Here is a 23,180-nt window from a genome sequence, read left to right as displayed (position 1 = left end):
TTATGAAAAAGAACAGTATTCAACGTCGCGACTTCATTCGTGCCGGAGCAGCGACTGGCGCCGGCTTAATGATTCTGCCAACAGGCACACTTTTTGGTGATAATAAACCGAGTAACCGGCTCAATGTGGCCCTGATCGGCGCGTACGGCCGTGCCCGCGCGCACTATGGCACCCTTAAGGATGAGAACGTGGTGGCGATCTGCGACGTGAATCAGCTGAACATCCCCTTTGCTGCCAAGGAGTTTCCCGACGCGAAAGTCTACGAGGATTGGCGGAAGTGCCTCGACCACCCCGGCCTTGACGCCGTGCTCTGCTGCACCACCGACCACACGCACGCCTTCATCGCGAATTGGGCGCTGAACCGCGACCTTCACGTTTACATGGAGAAGCCCCTGGCGATTACCGTGAACGAGGCACGGACCGTACGTGAAACCTATTTACAAAAGAAGCACAAGCTGGCCACCCAGGTCGGTATGCAGCGTCACGCGCTTCCGAACTTCAACCGCCTGCGTGAGTGTATTCACGACGGTGTGATCGGTGACCTGAAAGAGGTGTATGTTTGGGGGAACCGTCAAATTCCCAAGCCCGGCTATCTTCCGGGCGGACACGATGTGCCTTCGACCTTGAACTGGGACCTCTGGCTTGGGCCATCGCCCGAGCATCCTTTCAACCCCGAGTATGTTTCCGGTCGCCCCGGTGCCAATTGCCTGAACTGGAACATGTACTGGGACTTCGGTATCGGCCAAATGGGCGATATGGGCAGTCACACCATGGATCTGGCGTGGAATGTTCTGGATGCAGAGCTGCCCACCAAGGTGGTTTCGAAGTCGCCGGAAGAGTTCAATCCGGAGGTCACTCCGGTCAACCTCACGACGAGCCTGATGTTGCCCGCAAACAGTTGGCGCGACGAAATTCGCTGCACCTGGTTCCAGGGCGGGGCGATGCCGAAATCGCCCAACCGTTGGATTGACCTGAACAGAATCGGTCACGGTGCCATGTTCAAGGGCGAAAAGGGCTTTGTCATTACCGATTTCACAAAGCGGTTGATTCTGCCGGACGGCCGGTCGGGCAATATGAGCTACTACAAGCCGCGTCCGGAAGACGAGTTGATTGATGATCTGGGCAACTTCCAGAAGCAATGGACCCAGGCTTGTAAAAATGGTAAACCCGCCGACACCGCGTGCAACTTTGAGTACAGCGCCAATATGATCGAAAACATGTGTCTCGGTCTCGTCGCATTCCGTGCCGGCACGGATCTGGAGTATGACGCCGCCAACGGGGTGGTGACGAATAATGCTGCCGCCAACCAGTATTTGACCAAACCTTACCGCAAGGGTTGGACCCTGAACGGGTAGGTTTCTGTTAATCTCTTATTCAAACGGCATGGCTTCGGCCATGCCGTTTTTTTGCTCTGATACCGGAATGACGCTCACTTAAGCTCATTTAACGTAGTCACAGTGCTTTACACGGCTTCGATTTAATGATGGTTCAATCGGATTGATGTAGCAGAGCCAGTCTCTGGCTCTCTCCCGATATTTATGATCAGGATGGCAGAGGCCCCGTCTTCATTGAATTTCGCCGAGGCATGCTGCCATCGCTACAAAATAAACTGTTAGATTACATCAATTTTAATTCGATTTCGTATTCGCCCTGTGAACTGGTAAAAGCAGGCGGTCCCGTTTGCACTTGCGGGCAGCCGGCTAAAGGGGCTTCGTTTACACACCGCTCAGAAGCTCGACTTCCTTGGCGGCTTTCATTTCCGCCTGCATGGCACGACGGCGGGCACGCACGTCGTATTTGGCGGATTGCTCTTCGGCATGGTACGAGGAGCGGATCATCGGGCCAGACTCACAAACACCGAAACCGATTTCCAGGGCGAAGTCTTTCCAGCGCTTGAACTCGTCCGGATGGACCCAGCGGTCGATGGGCTGGTGTTCCTTGGAGGGCTGCAGGTATTGCCCGATGGTCAGCACGTCCACGCCGACATTGACCATATCCTGCAACACTTCCTTGATCTCGTCTTCTTTCTCGCCGATTCCCAGCATGATACCGGACTTGGTGATAAATCCGCGCGACTTGGCGTGTTCCAGTACCCAGAGCGAGCGGTCGTAGCGTGCCGTCTTTCGGATCGGACGCTGCAGCCGCTTTACGGTTTCAAGGTTGTGATTAAAAATATCGGGGCAGGCATCGAGTACGACATCAAGGTACTCCTGTTGTCCGCGAAAGTCAGCTGTCAGCACCTCGACCGCGCATTCCGGCACGCGGTTGTGGACCGCCCGGATAGTTGCCGCCCAAACCGAGGCGCCGCCGTCTTTCAAATCGTCACGGGCGACTGAGGTGATGACCGTATGTTTCAGGTCCATCTTGGCAATGGACTCGGCGACGCGGGCCGGCTCGCCGAGGTCCAGCTCGGTGGGACGACCGGTTTGAATCGCGCAGAAGCGACAGGAACGCGTGCAGATATTGCCCAGGATCATGACCGTAGCGGTGCCACGCGACCAGCATTCACCCATGTTGGGGCACTGCGCACTTTTACAGACCGTATGCAAGTCGTGGGAGTCCACGATCGCCCGGACTTCCTTGTATTCCTTGCTGGTCGGTAACTTGGCGCGCAGCCAATCTGGTTTTCTTTCACTCATTATCCGTCGCAGTGTTTGCAAAAACTTTTCGAAATTCAACCGCTAAAGCCGCTTTTACGTCCGCCATTCCGATTGAGTAGCCTAGCTCATTTGCCATAGAAGTGACGGTTCCGTCGGTGATGCCGCAGGGCACGATACCGTTGAAGTGGTTCAGGTCGGGGGCGACGTTGAGTGCAAAACCATGGTAGGTAATCCAGCTTTTCACCGCCACTCCGATCGCGCAGATTTTTCGGGTTTCCAGCCAGATCCCGGTCTTGCCCTCGCGCCGGGCACTCTCCAGCCCGAATCCCGTGAGGGTGCGGATGACCACTTCTTCCAGATCCCGGAGGTAGGCATGCAGGTCTTTGCGCGCATGTAGCGAGAGAATAGGGTAGCCGACAATTTGCCCCGGCCCGTGATAGGTGATGTCGCCGCCGCGATTACTTTTAAAGACCTCCACGCCATGTTCGGCCAGGGTCGCCTCGTCCCAGATCAGATGTTGGTCGGCACCCTTGCGCAGGCCCATTGTGTAAACGGGGTCGTGCTCCGTGAAAATCAGGGCATCGCCGCAGTCCCCCGCCTTGCGCCGGGCAACCCGCGCTTTCTGTTCTTCAAAAGCTTCGGCGTAGCGGGTGCGCCCCCAGTCGATGATTTCGATCTCAACCATGGCAGCTTATCCGATCAAGTAGTTGAAAGAGCACGGCTTGCATGTTCCGGAACGTAGTTTCCGGTTCCGAGCGCATGGTGGAGGCGTCCTGAATGTAGGGTCCAATGCCAATTTCATCTTCGCAGGCATCGATCAGTGCATGCATGCTTGCGGGGGTGCTTTCGAGGTGACACTGCAACGCGAGCACACGCTCCTGATAGAGAAAACCTTGATGGGGACAAGCGGCACTGGAGGCGATACGCACGGCTCCGACGGGAAGGGTAAAACTGTCACCGTGCCAATGAAAGACGCGCAGCGAATCGGGGAGGCGGAGCGCTTGTGACGCCTCCGGGCTCTTCTCAATCGGTAGCCAGCCGATTTCGGCTTGTGGCCCGCGCTCAACCTTTGCTCCCAGAGCATCAGCGATCAGCTGCGCACCGAGGCAAATGCCGACCACGATTTTACCGGCCTGGATGGCCTCCCGGATCGCCGCCTTTTCAGCGGTCAACCACGGGTGTTCGGTTTCCTCGTCAATATTCATGGGGCCACCCATAATCAAAAGCATATCGTAGCTGTCACAGGGGGGTGTCGGCTCATTGTCGAATAACCGGATGCATTCCAGGGCATGCCCGCGCGAGTCGGCCCAATCCGCGATCGCGGCCGGGCCTTCGAAAGGCACGTGTTGGAAGCAGATTATATGCATTTGCATTAGACGGTTGCTCTAAATGTGACCAAGTCTAGTTTATTCGCCGATGAAGGCTTTCCGGATTTATTTTGTTTTTGCTATTCTCATTATCGTCGGGGGCATGCTGGGTGTTTATCTGGCCTTGCAGCAACTCGAACCTTCTTCGGGGGCGGATGATGAACAGGGGGCGACCAGCGAGCAGGTCTTTTTTGATTTCCCGGAGGTGAAGACCGATTCTGTGCAGGATGTATTGCCGGAATTGCCGCCTGAAGCCGTTCCCGGAGAGTATGTGATTCATTTTGGCAGTCGCAGGGACTACCTGGCTTATATTGCCGCTTTGATGGAAGCCGGCCACAAACCTCTCGGCCAGATCGATGAATTGCTGGCCGTGCGCATTCCGGACGACGCGCTCCTTTCGGTGAATTTCGGCCGATATGGCGCCAGGGCCAGTTATTCGCACCGGGTGAAGCAGCCTTTGCCCCCCGTGGAAATCGACCCGGTGGCACTGGCCGGATTACGTGGCTACGGAGCTTCCGCACGATCCATCGTGAAGGGACTGCCCCAAGGCGACGGTTCCGGAGTGATCGTCGCAATTCTCGATTCGGGGATTAAAGCACATCCGCAATTTGATGATGTCTACATTGTAAACATCGACCTGGCCGGTGGGGGCGTAGCCGGTCCGGGTGCTGCCCACGGCACTTCCGTCGCTTCCATTATTGCCGGGAAAGAGGGCATTGCGCCCAACGCCGAGCTCTTTGTCGTTCGCGTTCTCGATGATGAGGGACAGGGCAACAGTTATCATGTCGCGGAAGGAATTGTGCAGGCCGTGGACATGGGCGTTAAAGTCATCAATATGAGCCTGGGAGTGTATGAGGATTCCCTACTGATGCGACAGGCGGTTAAATATGCCAGTGACCGGGGGGTTCTTCTCGTCGCAGCCGCGGGGAATGACGGTTATGACCGCATGCCTTTTCCAGCGGCTTATGATCAAGTTCTTTCGGTCACTGCGCTGGATGCCAAAGGCAGTCAGGCGGTTTTCCCCAACCAATCCCAAAAGATTGATTTTGCGGCGCCCGGTATCGGAATTCGCACGGCCAAGGAAGATGAAGGGACAATACTCTTTTCCGGGACCTCGGCGGCCGCTCCCTTTGTCAGCGGAACCTTGGCGTCGTTGATGTCCGGTGAAGAAGCCATGTCCGGTGATGAAGCGGTCAAGTTGCTCCGGCGCTATCTGAACGATGCAGGTGCGCCCGGGCCTGATCCGGTGTACGGTGCCGGATTGTTGGACTGGGACCGTTTGCGTGAACGGGCGACCCCCGGGATTCTCGATATTGCTCTGGCCGGGATTCATCTGAGTGCCGATGCTCAGCCCGGCACCAACATGCCGGTCGAAGTCACCGTGCAAAACAGGGGGACCAAGTGGTTTAACGAAGCGCAGCTGGAGGTCTTGATCAATGACAGTGAGCCCATGTCATTCACGATTGGTACGCTTGGCCCCGGGCAGACCACCACGCGCAAGGTTTACGCACAGTTGCCCTCTATCGACAGTGAGCAGACGCTTGATCTCGCCGCCCGCGTCTTACCCGAAGATCTCAATGAGGATGTCCGTCTCGAGAATAATTTGAAGGCGATCCAGTACCGGCCCCGATAAGTCCGGGGAATCAATTTCGGTGGTTCTAGTCACCCATTCCCAGTCGTGCTTTGATCCAGTCTTTAATGCCGTCGACTGCTTCGGGGCCCTGGGTGAGGAATATATAGATGACGGCCGCATAGAGGGCGATCGCGAGCAGGCCGACCGCAAAAGCCCCCAGAGCGAGCAGGCCGTCTTCTTCGGAGAGCCCGATTCCGATCAGAAAGATCACCATGGCAGGGAAGGTATTGGTCAGGGGAATGGGCAGCATCATCAGGCAGGCCATGATCAGAATGACGCAGGCCAGCCCTGCTTGCCCGGCCCGGGATCGAATCCAGCGCTGTCTCGGGCGAATAAGGCGCTCAATCTTTTTCAGGAATTTGGCGGCCGTCCCGAGCATTCGATTGGCCAGGGAAGGTTTGATGCGGACGCCTTTAAGCTTTTCCGGAATCCAGAGAGCTTGCCGGCCGAGTATCATTTGCAACGCGATAAGCCCGATCACGATGCCGAAGGGGGTGCTGTAGCCCGGTGCGGGAACGGGCAGGGCACTCGGTAGGGAAAGCACCATCAATACCAGACCAAAGCCTTTCTCGCCGACGGCCCCCGTGATTTCGCTGATTGACGGGCCCCGTGCATCCTCTGTCTTGAGTAATGCTTCGAGCGCTTGGCCGAGTGGCACATGTTGGGCTGAATCCTGGTCGGTTTGCATTTGTGATTGGGCGGGTCTTAACTCACTGTGTTCTGTTTGTAAATGACGACTCAAGAGCATCAGGCAACCCATAAGCCGCGGATCGCACTCTACGGAGGTGCGTTTGATCCGGTGCACCGTGCGCACTTGGAAGTGGCCCGTGCTGCCCGAAGGCAGGCATCTCTTGACCGGGTGGCTTTCATCCCGGCAGCCCAGTCTCCGCTGAAAGCGCACAGCCCCGTCGCCAGCGATGCGGCGCGCCTTAAAATGCTCGAACTCGCATTGGCCGGCGAGGCGGGCTTCGTGATTGATGATTCGGAATTAAAACGTGGCGGGGTCAGTTACACCGTGGACACGGTACAAGCGTTCAAAGCGCGCATGCCGGACGCGGACCTCTACTGGATCATTGGCGGCGATCAACTCGAGCAACTCGACCGCTGGCATGCGATCAGAGAATTGGCGCAGGCGGTTACTTTTCTGGTCTTGGCCCGGCCCGGGTATCAGTTGTCTGCTCCGGGGGTGTCCGGGCTCAAATACGAGACAATTGATGCACCTTTGATGGAAGAGAGCTCCACCTCGATTCGGGAACGAATTGTGAATGGAGAGTCCGTAATTGGACTGCTGCCACAATCAGTTGAAGCTTTCATTCGGGAAGAGGGCCTGTATACCTAATGCCTTTTCACTATGCCAGATAAGAGAAATTTCACCCGAAAGAAGACATTAGAAGAAATGCGCTGCGCTATCGCCGCGATCGAAGACAAGAAAGGGGAATCGATCAAAGTGCTGGACGTTCGTGGCAAGTCATCGATTACGGATTACATGATTCTTGTCAGCGCGACCTCGGAGCCACACGTCAAGGCGCTGAAAACCACTCTCGATGCAAAACTCAAGGAGGCCGGGGTACAACTGATCGGGCAGGAACGGGAGATCGGCAGTGGCTGGCTGGTCATTGATGCCTTTGATTTTATGGTACACCTGCAAACCGAGGAAATGCGCGATTATTACAAGCTGGATCAGTTATGGAGCGACGCGCCGGTTATTACGCTTCCGTAAAATGGCCGGAAAAATCATTGTCAGCGCTACGTTGGCGCGCAAATTTGTGGCTTTTACATTTGTTTAACCGAGTAAACCCGAACCTATGTCCCGCGACGTGACCAACGAACAGATCGGCAGCTTATGGGCTGTTACTGTTCTTTCCGGATTTTTTGCCGGTATCGGGTTATTTTTTACCCTTTCGGCTTTAGGCCTGCTGCAGATGGAAGCAGCGGTTTTTGCCGTACTCAGCGGGTTTACATTGGGTGCTTTTGTTTACCGCGAACGCTCACTGACTTCTTCCAATCAGGAGATCCGCGAGAAGCATCGCACGGAAGTCGCCAATCTGGAAAAGCGTATCCAGTATTATTACGATCACTCACTGGTTTGCCTGGCGTATTTTGACGCGGGAACACTGTTGATCGAAAAGGTCAGCCCCGGATTTTTACAGCTGCTTCGGATTCCTGCCGATTTCAGCGTGCGGGGTAATTCAATTGTCGATTTGCTTCGTATCTCATCGTCGAAGTTGGAGAAAATTGTGAGCGATGCCAAGCAAGTGGGGGCTACCCCCCATGTCCATCTGGTCGTTGCCGAAGATGCGCAAGGGAGCCAGGTCACCCTGGAAGTGAGCGCGAGATACTACAGAGATGCCCACATGGTGGAAATGGCGATTCTGGTATCACCATCGGTTGACCGCGAGGATCTGGAAGATGTTGATATTGCCCGAAAAGATTTGGATCGCTTCCGCCGCGGCATGTATCGGCGTGAAACGCGTATTCTCGAGTTAAAGGAAGAAGTGAATCAAATTCTAAAAGACAGCGGACAAGAGCCCCGCTATCGGTTTGACCAGAATACGGAGGACACCCATGTACCTATGGCCAGGTTTACAGACAGTGGGGGGGGCTCGTGATGGAGTCGAAACGCAGTCTGAACCGGTTGGTTTACCTTTATGCCGCCTGCCCGGCATGGCTTCTCGCCCTGACCATGGTTGGGTGGCTGATCTCCGAAAAAGCCTCTGCCTACATAGTGGAGCGCGGCCAGTTGATGGAGCAGTTGAACAGTATGGTTCAGCGAGTGGGCTTTGATCCTGCGGCTCGGATCGATGAAATCGAGCTCATGCGTAGTGAGCGGCTGAATACGCTTCAGAAAGAGTTCACACAAAACATGATACTGGCAGCGGCGCTTCTCGCAGTCGGTTTCGCAGTGCCACTTCTGGCGTCACGCTATCTCGTCAATATTTTGCAGAATAACATCGACCTGTTGAATGAACGGCTTGCCAGTAATGATACGACGGGTTCTGCGCTGATGGCTAAGTCTTTCGACCTCAAGGAATTTGACAAAGTTCTGCAAACCTTGCGTTGGGTTCTCCGGGAAAGAAGTGAGACGGAGCAGCGCTGGCGTCGTGCTGAGAAGGAGCTGGTTGCCGCCAATCTCGACTTAACCAATCGCGCAAACGAGTTGAAGGAAGGGCGCAAGATTGCCCTGAGTATGATGGAGGATGCCGATCAGGCCCGCGACGAGTTGGAACAAGTCAACACCCGGCTGAATGAAGTATTGGAGCAGGCCCGCCAGTCTGCGCGCGAGGCTGATTTTGCCAACCGTGCCAAGAGTGACTTCCTGGCCACCATGAGTCATGAGATCAGAACGCCGCTCAACGGTATCATCGGATTTGTCGAGATGCTCACAGATACCGATTTGGATGCTGAGCAAAAAGATTATGTCGATACGATCCGGGCCAGCAGTGAGACCTTGATGTCGCTGATTAACGACATCCTTGATTTTTCCAAAATTGAAACCGGCAACCTGAGCCTGGAGGTGCGTGAGTTCAATCTGGTGCCGATGATACGCGATCTCAGTGCCATGTTTTTCAATCAGGCGGCGGAGAAGGGCGTCCACCTCGAAATTGATATTGCCGAGGATGTGCCCCGCAAATTGAAGGGTGATGAGACGCGCATCCGGCAGGTACTGATTAATTTACTCTCCAACTCAATCAAGTTTACGGAAAAAGGAGAGGTTCGGTTGTCCGTTATCTTACACTCCGAAGTGGATGCCGGCGACATGATGGAAATTGAGTTTGAGGTCCGCGACACCGGGATCGGGATCGAGCGGGAGCAGCTCAAAAACCTTTTTAAGCCTTTCTCCCAGGGTGACGCATCGACCACTCGAAAATATGGCGGCACAGGTCTGGGGCTCGCTATTTGCAAGCGCTTGTCCGAGGCAATGGGCGGTAAAATCTGGGCGACCAGTCTGCCCGGTGAGGGTTCAAGTTTCTATACCCGCCTGAGGGTGGGTGAGGTCTCGAAGCAGGAAACAGCGCCTCCAATTCCTCAGAAGAACGGGAGCCAGGAAAGCTTGGACCGGTCTCGGTTGGAAGTAATCATAGCTGAAGACAACCTCGCCAATCAGAGAGTCATTTCCTTGATGCTCAAGCGCTTGGGCATCAAGTCAGAGGCGGTCGAAAACGGAGAGGAACTTTTGCGGAAGTTGAAAGATAAGCCGGCGGATCTTATTTTTATGGACCTTCAAATGCCCGTGATGGACGGCCTCGAAGCCACGGCAGCCATTCGCGCCGGTGAGGTGGGTGACGAGCTTAAGAATGTCAAGATCGTCGCTCTGACCGCTAACGCCATGTCGGGCGATGAAGAACGCTGCTTGTCCGCGGGAATGAACGGCTATCTCACCAAGCCGCTGAAAATCGATGCGCTTAAGGCGAAGATCGAGCAGCTTCTTGAGGTGTGTTAAGCCTTACCCTCTTCGCTTTCGTCTGTCCCGGGGCTTGCCGGGCTGAAGAAGCTCACGGCAATGTAGATAACGACACCAACGACGATGCCGCAGTCGGCAATATTGAAGGAAGGGTAGCGGCCCGTTGGCATGATCCAGGGAATCTGGAATGGAAAATGGAAATCGAGAAAGTCGATAACATGACCGTGGACCAAGCGGTCGATCAGATTTCCGATAATACCTCCGATCAACAAACCAAAAGAAACCTGCATGATGCGGCGATGAAGCTCGAGGGAGTGCCTGACCTTGTAGATCACAAAGAGGGCCAGTAGCGCAAAGAGCGCCAGCCAACCACTTTGCCCCGAGAGCATACCCCAGGCCGCACCTTCATTGCCGATGTGGACGATATAAAAGAAACCCTCGATGACCTGTATCGAATCGGGGTAAAAATAGCTGTCGAGCGGCAGGTTGTTGAATATCCAGGCTTTCGACAGCTGATCGAGAAGGAAAATGACAGAAGCGGTGATGAGCAGCAGCTTGTAAGTGCTGATCTGGCCGAATATGTCGGTTTTATTCGTCGTCATCACTCGCAGCCAACTTTGGCGCGTCGCTGGCGTCGCCGAACAGGCCAGCGTTGCCACTACGATCCACCTTGCGGCGCATATTCTTCTCGTACTCGGCTTGACCGTCGACCGAGAAGCGAGCGAAGGGAACTGCAGTCAGACGCGCGGCGGGTATGGCTTTGCCGGTGACTTCACAGGTTCCGTAGGTGCCGTTCTTGATGCGCAGGATTGCTTCTTCGATCTCGTTCAGCGCTTCTTGTTCGTTGGAAACAAGGCTGAGGGCAAAGTCACGGTCGAAGGTGTCCGTACCGGCATCGGCCTGATGACTTCCATAGCTGGAAAGATCGCCCGAGTCGTCACGCGAGGAATGTTTGAGCGTATCGGATGTGTGGAGATTGAGCTCATCTCTGACGTGCCCGCGCAGCTCGATGAGAAGCTTATAGTATTTCTTCCATTTTTTCGGTACCTCTTCGCTGCTCAAGTCGGTATTCTTTTTCTTCTCGGCGGGGTTGAAACCGAGGATATCAGCCAGTGAGGCGGCACCCAATTTACGCTGCTCAACCGGCTGGTCTTCAACCACGACCTTCTTCGGCTGGGGAGTCGGCTTCTTCTGTGCCGTCTTTTTCGGCGTCTTTTTCTCGCTTTTCTTTTCGCTCTTCTTGGATGCCATCAACTCCTCGACATCATCGAGGGAGAAAACGATGGGGGTGCCTTTGGAGTCATCCGCGTCGCTCTTGGGCGATGTGCCGGCCACTTTCGTTTTCAATGGAGCCTTGGCTTTCTTGCCGGATGCTTTTTTCGCAGGAGCTTTGCTGACCGCTTTCTTTTTCGCCGGGCTTGTATTGGACGCCTTTTTGACGGTTTTCTTAACGCCCTTCTTCGCCGATTTTTTGGTCGGCTTCTTTGCCGCTTTCTTGGCGGGCTTGGCGGGAGATTTCTTCACTGTTTTCTTAACCGCTTTCTTAACGGTTTTTTTGGCAGGCTTTTTCTTGGAAGCGGTTGATTTCTTTTTTGGCATGGGTGAGTGGCTTAATGTTTATAAAGATTGGGAGATTTCTTCGATGACGGCGGCACAGCGTGGTGAGACCGGTCCCCATTGGCTGGTTTCGACGAGTTCCGGAACCCAGCGCCAACTGCGTGGGCAGCGAACGCCGTCGGCATGTGTGACCTCGATTTCGATTTCCGCCGCCCCGGGAATTTCGTTCAAGACGACCTGGGAAAGAATAAAGAGTTCCGGCAGGTCGCTCTCATATTTTTGAAGGCGGGCGAAATCCGGGTTCTTGCTGGAGCCGGAGATGACTGCCTTTGCGTCCAGGCTTTGTCCGATTTCCTTCTTCTGCCTCAGGGCTTCAAGCGGCTCGTTCAGTGATTCGGCGAGGAATTTACGGAGTGCGGTGACATCTTCGGCCGTTTCCTTGTCTTCCCAGGCGGGATCGACCGATGGCCATTCGGTCAGAGCGATCGGTTGGTCGATGAAATCGCAGTCCTCCGCGGCGTAGCTCCAGGCTTCGTCGGCAGTGAAAGGGAGGAGCGGTGCGATAAGCCGGGTGAAAACGGAGAAAATGATATGAATCGCCGTCTGTGAGGAGCGGCGCAGCGGGTCGTTGGGCGAGCGCGTGTAAAGCCGGTCTTTAAGGATATCGTGGTAAGTTGCGGAGAGCGTGTTCGAGCAGAAGGGGTCGATAAATTCCTTGAACGCGCGGTGGAATTCATAGGCCTCGTAGGCATCCGTCACATTTCGGACCAGCTCGGCCAGTCGGCTCAAGGCCCATTTGTCGAGGGCGCTCAGCTGATCGAGCGGCACGGCCTGTGACTTGGGATCGAAGTCATGGAGATTTCCGATCTGAAAGCGCAGGGTGTTGCGGATGTTTCGGTAGTTGTTGGCGACGTTCTTGACGATCTTGTCGGAGACCGGGACGTCACCACGGTAGTCCTGCGAGGAAATCCACAGACGAATGACGTCCGCACCGTAGCCCTTGATCCATTCGGCCAGCGGGCGTGCGGCCCCGTCGCTCTTGGAGAGCTTGGTGCCGTCTTCCTTAACGATAAAGCCGTGCGTGAGCAGGTTCTTGTAGGGGGCCGCGCGGTCGGCAATCACGCCGGTCCAGAGCGAGCTTTGGAACCAGCCGCGATGCTGGTCGGAACCTTCAAGGTAGAGGTCGGCCGGCCATTTTAAGTTGTCCCTTTTTTGCAGGACGGCGCGGTGGCTGGTACCGGAATCGATCCAAACGTCGAGCGTATCGCTCCCGCACTTGAGCTGATCGGCCGCGGGCCAGGAATCAGGCAATTCGATGCCGTCGAGGATTTCAGCGGCGCTCTGTTTATACCAAATGTCAGTCCCGTTGACGGCGACTTTTGCCGCAATGGCACGGATGACTCCGGGATCAATGTAGGATTGCCCGTCCTCGTCGTAAAACGCAGGGATGGGCACGCCCCAGGTACGCTGGCGGCTGATACACCAGTCCGGTCGATTTTCGACGGCCGCGCGGATGCGGTTTTCGCCCCAGGCCGGGATGAAGTTGACGCTGTTGAGTGCATCGAGTGCGCGCTGACGGTCGCCGTTCTTATCCAGAGCGATAAACCACTGATCGAGTGCCCGGAATACCACAGGTGTCTTTGAGCGCCAGCAATGCGGATAACTGTGCTCGATTTTCTTTTTGGCGATCATGCTCCCGTTGGCGGCGATGATCTTGAGCACGCCGAGATTGGCTTCAGAGGGTTTGCCACCTGTTTCCAGGACGGAAAGTCCGACCAGATCGGCAGGAACCTGGCCGTCGTCCTCGTAGCGTCCCTGGTCATCAACCGGGCAGTAGACTTCCAGCCCGTTGTTGATGCCGGTGATATAGTCCTCCGTACCGTGACCCGGTGCGGTGTGAACACAGCCCGTGCCGCTTTCGGTCGTCACATATTCTGCGAGGAGGATCGGGGACGGGCGGTCGATAAAGGGGTGGCGGGCTTCGAGCTTTTCCAGTTGTGCGCCGGAGAAGGTGACCAGTGTTTCCACATCGTCCAGTTCGCATTCCGAAACCACTTGTTCAACCAGCGCGCTGGCGACGATAAGTGTGCCCTTGTTCGTCTTGATCGCGCTGTATTCGAAATTCGGGTGTACCGCCACCGCAAGGTTGGCCGGTAGAGTCCACGGGGTGGTGGTCCAAATCAGTACCGCCGCATCCTCGGGCAGATTCAGCTTTTGGCAGGCCTCGGAGGAGAGCGCCAGCTTGACGTAAATGGAGATGCTCTTGTGGTCGCGGTATTCGATTTCCGCTTCTGCCAGCGCCGTGGTGTAGGGGATCGACCAGTAAACCGGCTTTTTGCTGCGATAAACCAGACCTTGTTCGACGAAGTCGGCAAAGGTCTCCAGTTCGGCGGCCTCGTAGTTCGGATGAATGGTCCAGTATTCATTGGCCCAGTCAGCCATGACTCCAAGGCGTTGGAACTGCTCGCTCTGAATCTTGCGGAATTTATCGGCAAAGGCCGCGCAAGCTTCACGCACTTCCAGCGGGGTATAGTCTTTTCGGCCGGCATCCTGCAACTCCCGGGAGACTTTTTGCTCGATGGGCAAGCCGTGGCTGTCCCAGCCGGGAATGTAGGGAGCGTTGTAGCCGCACATCCATTTAAAGCGCAGAATGCTGTCCTTGAGCGTCTTGTTCAGGGCGTGGCCGAGGTGCAAGTCGCCATTGGTGAAGGGAGGCCCGTCGTGTAGAATAAAGTCCTGCCCTTCTGCATTTTTGGCCTGTATTTTTCCATACAAATCGATGGATTTCCAATGGTCGATTCGCTGTGGCTCCCGCTCCACCAAATTGCCCCGCATGGGGAACTTCGTTTGTGGTAGATTGAGTGTATCCTTGAGGTCTGAAGCCATGATCTGTGCGGGACGGGGGCCGATGAAAAGCGCGGCAGTGTGGTTTTTTGGTTTACCAAGTCAAGCACACAGAATTGTCTCGCGGTACTTTTGCTAAAGGCCCTACCTATGGCCCCGTTAAACTGTTATGCCGCTTGCATTCATAGATCTTCAATACGCCGATTTTTCCGTCTGGCTACTGTCTGCCTTTCTGGTCATCGGTCTGGTCAGCCTGACTTTTGGTGGTGATTGGCTGACGCAGGGCGCTGCCGCCATCTCGGTAAACCTGAAAATCAACCCGGTGGTTGTCGGGCTCACCGTGGTCTCGATGGCCACTTCCATGCCCGAACTGGTGACTTCGCTTCTGGCGGCCAAAGAGAGCCCGGGGCTGGCGATCGGGAACATTCTCGGCAGTAATGTGGCCAATATCAGCCTGATTTTGGGGGTGACCGCCCTGATTGCACCGATGGCGATCCAGTTGCGCCTGATTCGGCGGGAAGTGCCCATCCTGATCGGCGTGACGGTATTGTTTACCTGCTTCGCTGTTGGCGGTTTCGCGCGCTGGGAGGGCATTGTTCTTCTCACACTGACGTTTATTTACCTCGCCTATGTGATCCGCGGGGCCAGAAGCGAGCCGGATGCGGTCAATGCGGAGTTCCTGGAGGAAGTCGAGGAAGCCTCGCATATCTCGGTCGCGAAGGCCTCATGGTTGGTCTTCCTTGGTGCGGCTCTTCTTGCGCTCGGAGCGGATACTCTGGTCGGCAGCAGTGTCGAACTCGCCAGCCGTATGGGCATAAGTGATGCCCTGATCGGCCTGACCATCGTGGCGATCGGAACGAGCCTCCCGGAACTGGCTGCATCGGTCGCTGCGGCACGTTCCGGCCACAGCGATATTTGCGCGGGCAACATTGTCGGTTCGAATCTCTTTAACCTTCTTTTGATCGGGGGCTGCGTTTCCACGCTGGTCCCTTTTCCGGTGGAGCCGATTCTCTTCAAAGTCGAATTTCCCGCCGTCATATTGTTGACCACGCTCTTACTCTGGTTTTTCAAAACCGGACACGTCGTCAGTCGCCGGGAGGGCCTGGTCTTGCTCTTGCTCTACTTTTCGGTCCTCTCGCTCTCCGCATTCTCACAACTCGGATATCTCTTTTAATTCCGTATAAAACCGCCACACAATCATGTCTGAAAAACAAAAGCCTGTCGTCCTCATCATCCGTGATGGTTGGGGGGAAAATCACGATGCCGCCTATGACGAGTATAATGCCGTCAAGCTTGCCAATACGCCTGTAGCGGACCGCCTGACAGCCGAATACCCTCGGACCGAGATCAAAGCTTGCGGACTGGCAGTCGGGCTGCCGGAGGGGATCATGGGTAATTCGGAGGTTGGGCACCAGAATATCGGTGCCGGTCGTGTGGTGGACCAGGAAATCGTCCGCATTAACAAAGGCATTGCCGAGGGGACGGTCAAAGATAGCCCCGCCCTGCAGAAGGCTTTTGGCAACGTGAAGGAAAAGGGCAGTGCGCTTCATTTTATGGGACTGGTCTCCGATGCCGGGGTCCACTCCATGCTCGACCACTTATACGGCCTGCTGGAAGTGGCGAAAAAAGAGGGAGTCGAGACGGTTTATTTGCATGCCTTCACGGATGGCCGTGACACCGGACCTTTCTCCGGCAAGGGCTTTATCGAGCAGGCCGAAGCCAAAATGGACGAGATCGGCATCGGAAAAATCGCCACCGTCTCGGGGCGTTATTGGGCCATGGATCGTGACAATCGCTGGGACCGAGTGCAGCGTGCTTACGACTGCTTGACCGGACGTAAGATCGAAAAGTCGTTTAATTCCGCCGTCGATGCGGTGCAGGCGCAGTATGACGCGCCGGAAACCGAAGGCACCAAAGGGGACGAGTTTTGCCCGCCGTCCGCCGTCGTCGATGCCGACGGCCAACCGGTTGGAACCATCCGAAGTGGCGATTCGGTCGTCTTCTTCAATTTCCGTGGCGACCGCCCCCGCGAATTAACCCGAGCTTTCATCCAAGACGATTTCGACGGCTTTGACCGGGGCGAAAAACTGGATGTCTTTTTTGCCACGCTCAGTGAATACCAGAAGGGCTTGTGTCCGAACATTGTATTCCAAAAACCGGAGAAAATGGACGGGATTCTTGGAGCTTACGTTTCGGAAAAAGGTATTCCCCAATTCCGCTGCGCCGAAACCGAGAAGTTCCCGCATGTTACTTTCTTCTTCAACGACTATCGGGAGGAACCGTTCCCGGGAGAGGACCGCGAACTCGTGCCCAGTCGCAAAGACTGCGCCACTTATGATGAAAAGCCGGAAATGTCAGCGTACGGAATCCGCGATGCTTCAATCGAGGCGATCAAGTCCGGTAAGTATGGCCTGGTGGTCATCAACTTCGCGAATCCTGATATGGTCGGCCACACCGGGGTTCTGGAGGCATGTATCAAGGCATGTGAAGTGGTCGATGAATGTGTGGGTGATGTGCTCGAGGCGATCGATGAGGTCGGCGGTTCAGCCGTCATCACCGCAGACCACGGGAACTCGGATCAGCTCTGGAACAAGGAGACCGATGGTCCTCACACCGCGCATACCCTGAATCCCGTGGAGGTTGTTATTTACAGCGAGGCCCACAAAGGAGCCGAGCTGGCCGATGGCGGTGCTTTGGGCGACATCGCGCCGACAATTCTTCAGTTGATGCAATTGGAACAGCCTGCCGCGATGACAGGAAACAGTTTGATCCGCTGATTGCTGTATTCATTTAGTGCTTACGTGTCCGGCTTTTTTCTTTTACTTCTTGGCTTGAATTAATCGGATTAATTCAGAGTTTTTCATGATGCCCGGTTGCGCCAGTTCAGCGACTTTTCGATATCTGTTTAAATTCCTGATACTCGGGCTGTTATTAACCGCACAACTCGGGGCTCAATCCTACTGGCAGAACTTGTTCAGCACGGAGGATTTCCCCGCCCGCTGGTTTTGTGGGAACTGGTCGGAGGCGCTCGGATGGTCGCATATCATCGCTGACTTCGTCATCTGGCTGGCCTACACGTCGATCCCGGTGGTCATACTGATTTTTCTCCGGAGTCATCGCGGGAAAATTCCATACCCTTGGATGTGGTTCATGTTCAGCCTGTTTATTCTTTCTTGCGGGCTGACCCACCTGATGGAGGCCGTCATATTCTGGTGGCCTGCCTACCGCTTGCTCGGCTTATTGAAGGTGATGACCGCCATTGTTTCAGCCGCGACCGCGATTGCATTGATTCCTGTCATCAAACGTCTCTTGGCGATGAAGACGGAGGAGGCAGCCCGTAATGAGCTGGAGAAAACAAGGTCCGAGCTTGAGGCGGAGAAAATTCGTGCCGTGGAACAACAGCAGGAGATTCTCGATACCATTCTGGAGGATTCGTTTGCCGGTTACTGGGACTGGAGCATCAAGGAGGGTGAAGAATACTTTAGCCCCGCTTTCAAGTCGATGTTTGGGTATTCGGATGAGGAATTCGCAAGATTAGAGTGGGGATGGAGACAGGTCATCTTTGAGGAGGACCTGCCCATTGTGGAAGCAAACTTTGACAAGCATGTGGCCACACGTGGTGAACATCCATTCGACCAGACCGTCCGCTACCACCATAAAGACGGCCATACCGTGCACGTGATTTGTCGTGGCCGGGTGATTGAATGGGATGATGCGGGGCAACCTCTCCGTATCGTGGGATGCCACGTGAATGTGACTGACCTGGTCGAGACCGAGCAGAAATTGATTGCCCGCAACGAGCAATTGGAGCTTGTGGCGGCCGGGATTAATGCGGGCATCTGGGATTGGGCGATCAAGGAGAGCAAGGACTGGTGGTCGCCTTACTGCTACCAGATGGTGGGGTATGAGGCAGAAGAGATCGGGTGCGGGTATCCGGCCTTCAAAAAACTACTTCACCCGGATGATGTCCCGAGGGTAGAGCAGGCGGTAAAGGATCATTTTGAAAAACATCTACCATACCGCCTGGATGTGCGAATGCGGCACAAGGATAAAGGTTATGTCTGGTTTGAGACCAGCGGTATCGCCAAATTCGATGATTCTGGCGAGGCGACGCGTATGGTTGGTTCCTGGATTGATATAAGCGATCGCAAGCAACTCGAGCAGAACAAGATCGATACAATTGAAGTCCTGTCCGCCCAGAATAACCGCCTGCTCAGTTTTGCTCACATCGTTTCACACAACCTTCGTTCGCACACGGGCAATATGGTCGCGCTGGTTGATATGTTTGCCCACGAAAATGGGGAAGGGCGCGAAGCAGTGGTGGAGCATTTGTCCAAAAACGCCAAGCAGCTCTTTGAGACTGTCGAGCACCTGACCGAAGTTGTACGCATTCAGACCGATACTCAGCAGGCGCTGGTCGACGTCCGATTTGAAGATTTCATGCACAAGGTGCTGACGACACTTGATGGAGAAATCAGGGAAATCGGTGCGAGAATGGACATTGATTTTGAAGCCTTGCCTGCCATACCCTACGTGCCGGCATACCTTGAAAGTATACTACTGAACCTTACTACCAACGCCCTTAAATACAGATGTCCGGATCGTACCTTGTCCATGCGTGTTAAGACCGGGTCTTCAGGAGGAAGGAAGTTTCTGGAATTCGAAGACAATGGTCTGGGGATTGATCTTGAAGAGCACGGGAGTCGCTTGTTCGGGCTCTACAAAACCTTTCACAATAACAAAGATGCACGCGGAGTGGGTTTATTTCTTGTAAAAAACCAGGTCGAAGCGTTGGGGGGCACAATTCAGGTGACAAGCGAGCCCGGGAGAGGTACAAAATTTACCGTCAACTTTGCGTCAAAGGCTGAAGATGATTAACCTGCCACTTTATGAGTAAACCCATAGATACCGCCTGCATTATCGATGACGACGAAACCTATGTTTTCATCACGAAGCGGATGATTCTTGCTAAAAAGCTTTGTGATCAGGTTGTCATCTATTCCAACGGTAAGGTCGCAATCGACGGCTTCCGCAAATTACTTTCGGAAAACGGAGATTTGCCGGAAGTTATCCTGCTCGATATCAATATGCCCGTGATGGATGGTTGGAGCTTTCTGGAGAAGTTCCGGGAATTGGATATCCCCCGAAAGATCACGATCTACATGGTCAGTTCATCCGTCGACGAGGCCGACATGAAACGGGCGAAAGAATATTCGGAAGTCACGAATTACGTGGTCAAGCCGGTGAAGACCGAAGATCTGGTCAAGATATTCAAGCTAGAGTATCAAGAGGCTTAAACGCAGATGCCCTCTTTGAGCTGAATTGGGCATCGATCCAGACGTGGGTATTGACATTTGCCCCACGACAAACTCTGCTTTGCGCATATTTGCGGGATGTAGCGCAGCCTGGTAGCGCGCCTCGTTCGGGACGAGGAGGTCGCAGGTTCAACGAAATGTTTTCAGGAACGGATGTTCCGCTCGGATAACATGTAGATGGCGACTTGTCCGGCTTCGTTCGGCGCAGTCGAACGAAGCAGGAGCTTTAACGGATAGGAATTTGCTTATGGCGCCGTCAGCCGGCCGGGATGGGGGTTAAGCATGGTCAGCGCGGACGGACCCACTGTATTGAGTTGTTTCTGCCCGCTGTCGCAGGTACTCATGCTGGCAACGAAGGGTAGTCGCGCTGGCTGAATAAATTTGTCATAAAGCGTTAGGCCTTGAACTGGCAACACCGGGGTTTGGTCGCATGTCGCTTGACTAAGCTTGTCTCGATGTTCCTGCAGTCGAGGGGTAAACCCTCTCCTGCAGGACTCTTGCAACATCTATTTGGCATTTAATACCCGCTGGTGCTGAAGGGGACAACGGGAAGACCGTCCTTGTTGTAGAGGTTAAATCCGACCGGATGCTGGGTGTAGGCGTAGCGAACTGCGATCGGTTCCATAACATCCTTGGAGGCGACAAGCAGGTCGGAGCCGTCAATACGAGCTTCGGCCCAGTGCCAGCTACCGTCCTTTGCTTGTAACGAGAGCCAGGGGACTTCGGCATCCGGTGTGGGAACCGGTGGCTCGTAGCCCTCCTTCCTGGCAATCATCAGGCCACTCTCAGCGTAATCAAATTTCACCCGGACCACACGGCCTTCAATTTCATGGCTTTTGTAGATCGGACCACTGGGGACGACCTCCTGTTTGCCATAGGTATGGTGCAAGGCCCAGGCGGCCAGGCGCAGGCCCACGTCGTACTTATTTCTCGGGTGCTCTCTCTTTTCGCCGATGTCGATCGTGACCGCGAGCCCGGTATTTGGAATGGTGGTGAGTGCTTCAAGTTGCGCGTTTCGAATGGCGGCGCGTCCGTCACCCATTCCCGGGTTGTCGGTCTTTGTCTCGCCCATTGAAGCAAGTTGCACGATGTAGAAAGGGAAGTCGCCCTGACCCCAAGCCTCACGCCAGCCTTCAATTAACCGCTCGAGCATCGGCAGGTAGTCTTTACCCTTTTTGACATTCGCTTCTCCCTGATACCAGAGCGTGCCGCGCATGGCATGACCGATGAGTGGTCTGATCTTCGGGATGAAGTTCTGATACTTGGTATCGGGCATGGGCCCACCTTCCGGAACATACCACCAGCCTTCTATTCCGGTACCCGCAACCGCGGCATTCATGACGCCAATCGGCACCAGCAGCTCGCCGAGCAGTCGATGTGCGAATACATAGGGAATGCTGTAGCATTGGCCGCAGGTACTGCTTGAGCTAACAGTCCAGTCAGTCTCAAGGAAACGCAGGGCGGGGCGGTCGGCATCCAGGTTTGTTCCCCGCCAGCTATATTTTACTGTCATGTTCGATTGCCCCGAGCAGAGCCAGACTTCGCCGATCAGGATATCGGAGCAGGTCGTGGTGGCTCGCTTGCCTCCGGATTCTGTTTCAACAGTCAAGCTGCGTCCGCGCGGCGAATCGTTGACTGACTTTAGCTGGTCGGCGGGAAGAGGATCGAAGCTTACTTCCCATCGTCCATCGGCACCGGCCCGGGTCGTGCGCTTCTGTCCGTCGAAGGTCACCGTGACATCCGCACCTTCCAGGGTCCATCCCCAGACTGGAATCGGCATGCCCTGTTGAAAGACGGCATTATCGCCAAAAGGTCGACCGAGCCGGGCCTCCAGTGAGAGTGGCGGTGGATCTTTCGGGAAGGATGAGGTCAACTCCGCAGCGGAGAGCTGGCTGGCTATGGATGAAACGAATGCCAGCAAACAGAGTCAGGCTTTAAGGAAAATGCGGGGTGAGGAATTCATTTATAGGAAATTTATAAGGTCAGACAAAGTGCAGTTTGTCGATACCGGTCATTCACAATGAGTGCCCATTTTAGTTCTGGCAAACTGATAGGAATTTGCTTTTTGGCGGCTTCAACCGCCGCGTGTGAGGGTTGAACCCGCTTGGCATGAAGCTGGGTCGGTCAAGAGGGAGAGGGGGCTATTTTGTGCCGGGGTGTCGTGTTGCGGGATAAAACGTTTCCGAATCGAAGGCCGTTGAGAATGCTTTTCAGGCAAGCTTCTGTTTCGCGGTCAGCAACAACAAATTCTACCCGGAATTCGATCTTTTGTGGCATCGGCCAGTATCTTTTCTTTTGACGACTTGTCTCAAATTAAATCAGCTTCAGGCATGTTTAAATCGTCGTCAGTTGTCGAGCAACTCGCTGCTTACTTAGCGGACCAGATTAAAGAGGGACGATGGTCGGAGGTTTTGCCGGGACGAAATGCCCTGGCGAAGGAATTGAGCGTTAACGGCAGTACATTGGAGCGGGCGCTACGGTTACTGGAAAAGGATGGGGTCCTGGAGCCTCAGGGTGCTGGCAAGCGTCGCCGTATTTCAAAGAAAGAACTGGTGACCGCTAAAAACCTGCGGGTGCTTATTATTCTTTACGACCGCGACGACGAAGTGAGTCATCATATGCTGGTTCTGCAGCATCGGCTGAATTCAGCGGGACACGAAGTGATTTTCGCACCGAAGACGTTGATGGAGCTCAAGCACGATCCGGATGCGGTCGCAGCGATGGTTAAAAGGTCCAATGCGGGCGCCTGCATTGTTCTGGCAGGCTCCAATCCGATCCTGGGGCGGGTCCGCAAAATTCTGCCGACTTTCGCCTTCTACGGAGCGATGGCGGACCTGCCGATAGCCGGCGTGGGGCCGGACAAGATTCCGGCGATGCGCGAGGCCATACGCTGGCTGCATGGTAAGGGTCTCGAGCGAATCGTGATGCTCTCCAGAGAGGAGCAATTGCGAGGGAAATTGCGGCCTCTGGAGGCGGCTTTTCTCGAAGAGCTGGAACTCCTGGATTTGTCATTGGGTTCCTACAACCTGCCGGTCTGGCCAAACGATCCGGGCGGATTTACCAGATGTCTGGACAGCCTGTTCAAGGTGACTCCGCCCGATGCAATCTTTGTGGACGAAATAACGCTCTATCACATTGTGCAAAATTATCTCGTTTACCGGCGGGGGATTGAGCACCGCAAGGTCGTCCGCATCTGCATGGAGTATCACCCTATATTTGACTGGTATCAGCCCAGGGTGCCCCATCTTTATTGGGATTCTTCAAAAATCGTGCAACGGACGGTGAGGTGGGTGGATCGCCTTGCGAAAGGTAAGGAAGACAAGAAACAAACCCGCTACAAGGCCCAGTTTGTACGGAGCGATGCATTAAAGTTTTCCAGCGAGGACAGTTAGAATAATCAGAGAATCTGCCTGGGTAATGGCGACCGGGTAAGCTGAAACGGGCCTGTTGTTAAAAAAAATC

The 23,180-nt window shown here is 54.8% G+C and carries 19 protein-coding genes; 11 read left to right on the top strand and 8 right to left on the bottom strand.

Features of this window, described 5'->3' with window-relative positions; translation table 11 throughout:
* The first annotated feature begins 2 nt into the window (after positions 1-2).
* The gene (locus DDZ13_RS09985; RefSeq protein WP_110131311.1) at positions 3-1,355 is read left to right on the top strand and encodes a Gfo/Idh/MocA family protein; all 1,353 of its coding nucleotides are present in this window, start codon (positions 3-5) and stop codon (positions 1,353-1,355) included.
* A 360-nt stretch (positions 1,356-1,715) separates the two neighbouring features.
* Here DDZ13_RS09985 and lipA read toward each other — a convergent pair whose 3' ends face one another.
* The 3 genes from lipA to DDZ13_RS09970 are packed head-to-tail and all read right to left on the bottom strand — an operon-like array spanning position 1,716 to position 3,967.
* Positions 1,716-2,639, bottom strand: a complete 924-nt coding sequence (gene lipA / locus DDZ13_RS09980; protein ID WP_199221098.1) for a lipoyl synthase — start codon at positions 2,637-2,639, stop codon at positions 1,716-1,718.
* The gene (lipB, locus tag DDZ13_RS09975; protein WP_110131310.1) at positions 2,632-3,285 is read right to left on the bottom strand and encodes a lipoyl(octanoyl) transferase LipB; all 654 of its coding nucleotides are present in this window, start codon (positions 3,283-3,285) and stop codon (positions 2,632-2,634) included. Before lipB ends, lipA begins: the two co-directional genes overlap by 8 nt.
* Positions 3,278-3,967 (bottom strand): type 1 glutamine amidotransferase, encoded by a 690-nt coding sequence (locus tag DDZ13_RS09970; protein WP_199221097.1) that lies wholly within the window; start codon positions 3,965-3,967, stop codon positions 3,278-3,280. Before DDZ13_RS09970 ends, lipB begins: the two co-directional genes overlap by 8 nt.
* A gap of 49 nt (positions 3,968-4,016) precedes the next feature.
* Between DDZ13_RS09970 and DDZ13_RS09965 the strand changes: the two genes are divergently transcribed.
* The gene (locus tag DDZ13_RS09965) at positions 4,017-5,600 is read left to right on the top strand and encodes a S8 family peptidase (RefSeq protein ID WP_110131308.1); all 1,584 of its coding nucleotides are present in this window, start codon (positions 4,017-4,019) and stop codon (positions 5,598-5,600) included.
* Positions 5,601-5,625: 25 nt separating this feature from the next.
* Here the strand turns inward: DDZ13_RS09965 and DDZ13_RS09960 are convergent, their stop codons facing one another.
* The gene (locus tag DDZ13_RS09960; protein WP_158279875.1) at positions 5,626-6,288 is read right to left on the bottom strand and encodes an exopolysaccharide biosynthesis protein; all 663 of its coding nucleotides are present in this window, start codon (positions 6,286-6,288) and stop codon (positions 5,626-5,628) included.
* Positions 6,289-6,330: 42 nt separating this feature from the next.
* Here DDZ13_RS09960 and nadD point away from each other — a divergent pair, with 42 nt between their 5' ends.
* From nadD to DDZ13_RS09940, 4 genes are all read left to right on the top strand, one after another.
* Positions 6,331-6,939: a nicotinate-nucleotide adenylyltransferase gene (gene nadD / locus DDZ13_RS09955; RefSeq protein ID WP_110131306.1), complete on the top strand. Its 609-nt coding sequence runs from the start codon at positions 6,331-6,333 to the stop codon at positions 6,937-6,939.
* Between the two features lie 12 nt (positions 6,940-6,951).
* Positions 6,952-7,320, top strand: coding sequence for a ribosome silencing factor (rsfS, locus tag DDZ13_RS09950; protein ID WP_110131305.1), 369 nt, complete (start codon positions 6,952-6,954; stop codon positions 7,318-7,320).
* Positions 7,321-7,405: 85 nt separating this feature from the next.
* Complete coding sequence (locus DDZ13_RS09945) at positions 7,406-8,209, top strand: hypothetical protein (protein WP_110131304.1); 804 nt, start codon at positions 7,406-7,408, stop codon at positions 8,207-8,209.
* Positions 8,209-10,041, top strand: coding sequence for an ATP-binding protein (locus DDZ13_RS09940; protein ID WP_110131303.1), 1,833 nt, complete (start codon positions 8,209-8,211; stop codon positions 10,039-10,041). The genes DDZ13_RS09945 and DDZ13_RS09940 overlap by 1 nt, the downstream gene beginning before the upstream one ends.
* On the opposite strand, the gene lspA is transcribed toward DDZ13_RS09940, so the two are convergent.
* The 3 genes from lspA to ileS are packed head-to-tail and all read right to left on the bottom strand — an operon-like array spanning position 10,038 to position 14,445.
* Positions 10,038-10,604 (bottom strand): signal peptidase II, encoded by a 567-nt coding sequence (gene lspA / locus DDZ13_RS09935; RefSeq protein WP_110131302.1) that lies wholly within the window; start codon positions 10,602-10,604, stop codon positions 10,038-10,040. The two genes, DDZ13_RS09940 and lspA, sit on opposite strands and share 4 nt — an antisense overlap.
* On the bottom strand, positions 10,591-11,601 hold the full coding sequence (locus tag DDZ13_RS15850) for a TraR/DksA family transcriptional regulator (protein WP_110131301.1): 1,011 nt from the start codon (positions 11,599-11,601) through the stop codon (positions 10,591-10,593). The genes lspA and DDZ13_RS15850 overlap by 14 nt, the downstream gene beginning before the upstream one ends.
* An 18-nt stretch (positions 11,602-11,619) precedes the next feature.
* A complete protein-coding gene (gene ileS, locus DDZ13_RS09925; protein WP_110131300.1) occupies positions 11,620-14,445 on the bottom strand; it encodes an isoleucine--tRNA ligase in 2,826 nt (941 codons plus the stop codon).
* 127 nt (positions 14,446-14,572) lie between these two features.
* On the opposite strand from ileS, the gene DDZ13_RS09920 reads away from it, so the two are divergent.
* From DDZ13_RS09920 to DDZ13_RS09905, 4 genes are all read left to right on the top strand, one after another.
* Positions 14,573-15,577 (top strand): calcium/sodium antiporter, encoded by a 1,005-nt coding sequence (locus DDZ13_RS09920; RefSeq protein ID WP_110131299.1) that lies wholly within the window; start codon positions 14,573-14,575, stop codon positions 15,575-15,577.
* 25 nt (positions 15,578-15,602) lie between these two features.
* Complete coding sequence (gpmI, locus tag DDZ13_RS09915; RefSeq protein WP_110131298.1) at positions 15,603-17,180, top strand: 2,3-bisphosphoglycerate-independent phosphoglycerate mutase; 1,578 nt, start codon at positions 15,603-15,605, stop codon at positions 17,178-17,180.
* Between the two features lie 85 nt (positions 17,181-17,265).
* The gene (locus DDZ13_RS09910) at positions 17,266-19,281 is read left to right on the top strand and encodes a sensor histidine kinase (protein WP_110131297.1); all 2,016 of its coding nucleotides are present in this window, start codon (positions 17,266-17,268) and stop codon (positions 19,279-19,281) included.
* An 11-nt stretch (positions 19,282-19,292) separates the two neighbouring features.
* Positions 19,293-19,700, top strand: a complete 408-nt coding sequence (locus tag DDZ13_RS09905) for a response regulator (protein WP_110131294.1) — start codon at positions 19,293-19,295, stop codon at positions 19,698-19,700.
* Positions 19,701-20,235: 535 nt separating this feature from the next.
* On the opposite strand, the gene DDZ13_RS09900 is transcribed toward DDZ13_RS09905, so the two are convergent.
* Positions 20,236-21,639 carry a sialate O-acetylesterase gene (locus DDZ13_RS09900; RefSeq protein ID WP_110131296.1) on the bottom strand — a complete coding sequence of 468 codons (1,404 nt, stop codon included), beginning with the start codon at positions 21,637-21,639 and terminating at the stop codon, positions 20,236-20,238.
* A 409-nt stretch (positions 21,640-22,048) separates the two neighbouring features.
* On the opposite strand from DDZ13_RS09900, the gene DDZ13_RS09895 reads away from it, so the two are divergent.
* Positions 22,049-23,110 (top strand): GntR family transcriptional regulator, encoded by a 1,062-nt coding sequence (locus tag DDZ13_RS09895; RefSeq protein WP_110131295.1) that lies wholly within the window; start codon positions 22,049-22,051, stop codon positions 23,108-23,110.
* Positions 23,111-23,180 lie beyond the last annotated feature (70 nt).

Origin of the sequence: Coraliomargarita sinensis (genome assembly GCF_003185655.1) — a bacterium.
GTDB classification, from domain to species: Bacteria; Verrucomicrobiota; Verrucomicrobiia; order Opitutales; family Coraliomargaritaceae; genus Coraliomargarita_B; species Coraliomargarita_B sinensis.
The sequence above is the reverse complement of the archived record's forward strand: the minus strand, read 5'-3'. Positions and strand labels throughout refer to the sequence as shown.